Origin of the sequence: Chamaesiphon polymorphus CCALA 037, from assembly GCF_003003845.1 — a bacterium.
GTDB classification, from domain to species: Bacteria; Cyanobacteriota; Cyanobacteriia; order Cyanobacteriales; family Chamaesiphonaceae; genus Chamaesiphon; species Chamaesiphon polymorphus.
The window spans coordinates 1-3,962 of the sequence record NZ_PVWO01000519.1 but is presented as its reverse complement, the minus strand read 5'-3'; the positions used below and the strand labels follow the sequence as shown (position 1 = coordinate 3,962).

Here is a 3,962-nt window from a genome sequence, read left to right as displayed (position 1 = left end):
TTCACCGATCGTATTTATTTGCTTACTTTGTTTGCTCAATTTGCTATCGATCGAGCATACTAAGTAATGAAGAGCCTTTAATTCTGTAAGTGGTAAGCACTTGCCCATATTTATAAGCAATAATTGGATCGTTGTGGATCGAACGATTATCATTCTGAGAAACTGCGTCAACGGGTGAAGGTCGATCGGTTAGTTGAATCCTCAGTCCGCTCAAATTTATGCGAAATCTGTTGATTGTTGAATCTGCTGGCAAAATCAAAAAGCTGAGGAGCATCCTCGGCTCCGACTGGGATGTCAAGGCATCGATCGGGCATATTCGCCAACTCGCTAACGATGGGGACGGTTCCTTGGGATTCGATCTAGGTTCAAATACGATCGATTGCCGCTATATCCCTCGCGACGATCGCGCCAAACAAACGATCTCGGGACTAATTGCCGCAGCCAAACAAGCTGACAAAGTATTCATCGCCTCAGATCCAGATCGCGAAGGTGAAGTCATCGGCTGGCATATCGCCCAGGTATTGAAACTCAAACAGCCCCAGCGCGTTGTTTATCAAGAGATTACCGAATCTGCTGTCAAAAAAGCGATCGCCAGTCCCCGCTCCCTAGACATGGCTCTTGTCGAAGCAGGTAGGTGTCGTGATTGCCTGGATAAATTAGTGGGCTACAAAGGATCGCCTCTCATCTGGCGACTGAATAATGGAGCCAAAAGCGTCGGACGGGTGCAGTCGGCAACTCTCCACCTAGTCTGTCAACGAGAGCGAGAAATTCAGACCTTCATACCCCAAGATTATTGGTCGGTATTTGTAGACTATGCCGAGGGTTTCCGTGCCTTTTACAATGGCACCGATCGAGCTGTCTCGCCAGCAGCAGACGAGGAAACTAGCGACGATGCGGGAGCCACGGAAAAAGTCGCCGAATCGACGCGCGTACTGAGTAAAGCCGAAGCTGACAGGTTGGTGGAAATTGGCAAATCGAACCCCCATCAAGTTAAATCGATCGAGGGTAAACTCGCGCCTAAAAAGCCACCAGCACCCTTTATCACCTCATCACTCCAACAAGCCGCTGGAGCGCGCTTGAAGTTCAGTCCCGAACATACGATGTCCGTCGCCCAGAAGCTCTATGAAGCGGGATTGATTACTTATATGCGGACTGATTCGGTCGAACTCAGTCAGGATTTTTGCACGGCTGCACGGGAATGGCTACTCGCTCACGATAAAGACAATGTACCGAGTAAAGTCGCCAAACAGCGTAGTTCCAAAGACGCTCAGGAAGCCCATGAAGCGGTTAGACCTACCGATCTAACTAAAGCTTCAAGCGACCTCAAACAGCAGCTTTCTGAGGATGAATTCGCACTGTACTTGATGATTTGGATGCGATCGATCGCCTCTCAATGCAAACCCGCACAGATTCGCAAAACCACGATCGTTACTCAATCTGGCGAGATCCAATGGCAAGCTAGAGGGCAAATGCTCGAATTTGCTGGCTACGCCAAATATTGGAAAGATATTAGTGGTGATGCAGTGCTACCGAGTTTGCAACCCCAACAACCACTCACCTTCACTAACATCAGCCACGAGCAAAAACAAACCCAACCACCGCCGCGTTACTCCGAACCAAAACTCGTCCAACTGATGGAACGTAAAGGCATCGGTCGTCCCTCAACTTACGCGCCGACAATTGCTACGCTCAAGCAGCGCAATTATGTCGAGCTGGTGAAGAGCAAAGTGCAACCGACGACGGTGGGTTTGCAAGTGGATGATTTTCTGATGCAAGCTTTGCCAGAGTTGATTCAATCGGAATTCACTGCGGGGATGGAAACTCAACTCGATGCGATCTCCAAGGGTCAGCAGGAATGGCAAAGTTATCTAATTGAATGGAACCGGAGCTATTTCGAGCCAGCATTAAGCAAGGCGACTCTGAATCTACCGGAACAGGATTATGGCTCGTTCCAAGGTAAGGAACTGGAGAAATCGCGCTCTAAATGTCCGACTTGTAGCAAACCCATGTCTAAAGTACCGACCAAAAAGGTCAAAAAAGGATATTTTCTCAAATGTGAGGATGGCTGTAAAGATGCTGAGGGCAAAGGGTTAGTAATGTTTTGGTCGGATCGTTCTAATGAATGGCAGATTCCCCAACCTAAAACCGAGCAGTCAGCACCAGCAAAGTTAACAGAACATCCTTGTCCGGTTTGCAAAAAGCCGCTGGAAGAATATAGCTACAATAAGGATGGACAATCCAAGTCAATGTTAAGGTGTTCGGATGCGGCAGCGCGGAGCAAGCCCAAACACAAGGATGTCGCCTATTTTCGCGGCAAGGAGGGGCAATGGTGGAGTCCGAAACTGGGCAATCTTGGTGCAGATGCGTCTTCCCGATCGGCTTAAATGGATGGTAGATAATGAGTAACGATCCAGAGTCAAAAATCAAAAATTGGCGGATAAATTATAGAGATCGTAAAGAGTATTATGAGTCTCAACAAGCAGCTTTAGATGCAGTAGATCTGATTATATCTAGCTGTGAAAGTGGAATTTGGGATGAAAATTCTCATTTGTATCTGAGCTACGATTCCGCAGGGCGGACGCTCCGCGAACGAGGCGAAACTGTAGATAGAGATCTCCTTAATAGCCATTACTCCAATAATGTGCTGTTTCCTACTAGTTTTGATGACATGTTCCGCATCGATCTGGTTGCTAAAAATAAAGAAGACTGGATCTTTAAGTATGGTTCCGAGCTACTTCAGCAGTCGATCCTTGCTGGCTATGAATGCAATGATGGGTATCTAGCAGAAAGAGTATCCCGCGATTATCCTGGCTTCAAAGTTAACGATCGCAAGTATAAAAAGGTTGATACTCCCACTGAGAGTTGTCTGTATGCCTGTTTGGGCTACGAACATGCTTATTGCTCGTCGAATAATAACAACTACTATATTACGATCGATAACTTTCTGGGCAAGTATCAACTGATTAAACCTATTAATACTTTTGCTGAGATAACTAAATTGGACGATATCGGTGGGGCAGTAGTTAATAACCTATTGGGAAGTACAGAAATTAGGCGATACCAATCTGCAAATTTTGTGCCAATGATGATACTAATAAGCTCATTGTTTACAATATTGATGATTCTTTTATATGCTGCTCGATTAGGATTGCTGTTATAAAGCAATATCTATTATTTCTCCAATAATGTTGTGTTCAATTATCAGACAAACACCCCAAGCGATTCATCAGTTGCACCCCAGGTTTCACTGACTGGAGTAGTAGAGCGGATTACCTTTCATTCTGAAGAAAGCGGCTACACTGTCGCTCGGCTCCAATCGCCCCGCGCCCGCGAGTTAACCACGATCGTCGGTAACTTCGCGAATATTCAAGCTGGGCAGACATTGCAACTCCAAGGTACTTGGAAAGAGCATCTTCAATACGGACAACAGTTTCAAGTTATTAAATACAGCGAAACTAAACCTGCAACGCTGACGGGGATTGAGAAGTATTTGGGTAGCGGTTTGATTAAGGGTGTTGGCCCCGTTACCGCCAAACGGATTGTGGCGCATTTCGCGCTGGATACTCTAGAAATTATCGAGCAAAATAGCGATCGACTTATCGAAGTCCCAGGCATTGGCAAGAAACGTGTCAAGATGATTCAACGCGCCTGGGTGGAGCAGAAGGCGATTAAAGAGGTAATGCTGTTCCTTCAGACTCACGGGGTTTCGACCACTTATGCAGTGAAAATCTTCAAACAGTATGGCGAAAAATCGATCGATATTGTCACCAATAATCCCTATCAATTATCAGAAGATATCTTTGGGATTGGGTTCATCACCGCCGATACGATCGCTAGAAATTTAGGTGTAGATCCCGCTTCTACCTTCCGTTATCGAGCTGGCATCAAACACGTTCTGGGAGAAGCCGCCGAAGATGGGCATTGTTTCCTCCCGCAGCCGGAATTATTAACTGCGGCGACGA

The 3,962-nt window shown here is 46.4% G+C and carries 3 protein-coding genes; all 3 read left to right on the top strand.

The features are described 5' to 3' along the window. Positions 1-218: 218 nt before the first annotated feature. Positions 219-2,384: a type I DNA topoisomerase gene (gene topA, locus C7B77_RS25595; protein WP_106311618.1), complete on the top strand. Its 2,166-nt coding sequence runs from the start codon at positions 219-221 to the stop codon at positions 2,382-2,384. A gap of 14 nt (positions 2,385-2,398) precedes the next feature. Next, positions 2,399-3,160 (top strand): hypothetical protein, encoded by a 762-nt coding sequence (locus C7B77_RS25590; protein ID WP_106311615.1) that lies wholly within the window; start codon positions 2,399-2,401, stop codon positions 3,158-3,160. Positions 3,161-3,190: 30 nt separating this feature from the next. Beyond that, the coding region (locus C7B77_RS25585) for a helix-hairpin-helix domain-containing protein (RefSeq protein ID WP_245894416.1) at positions 3,191-3,962 on the top strand (772 nt) is incomplete at its 3' end.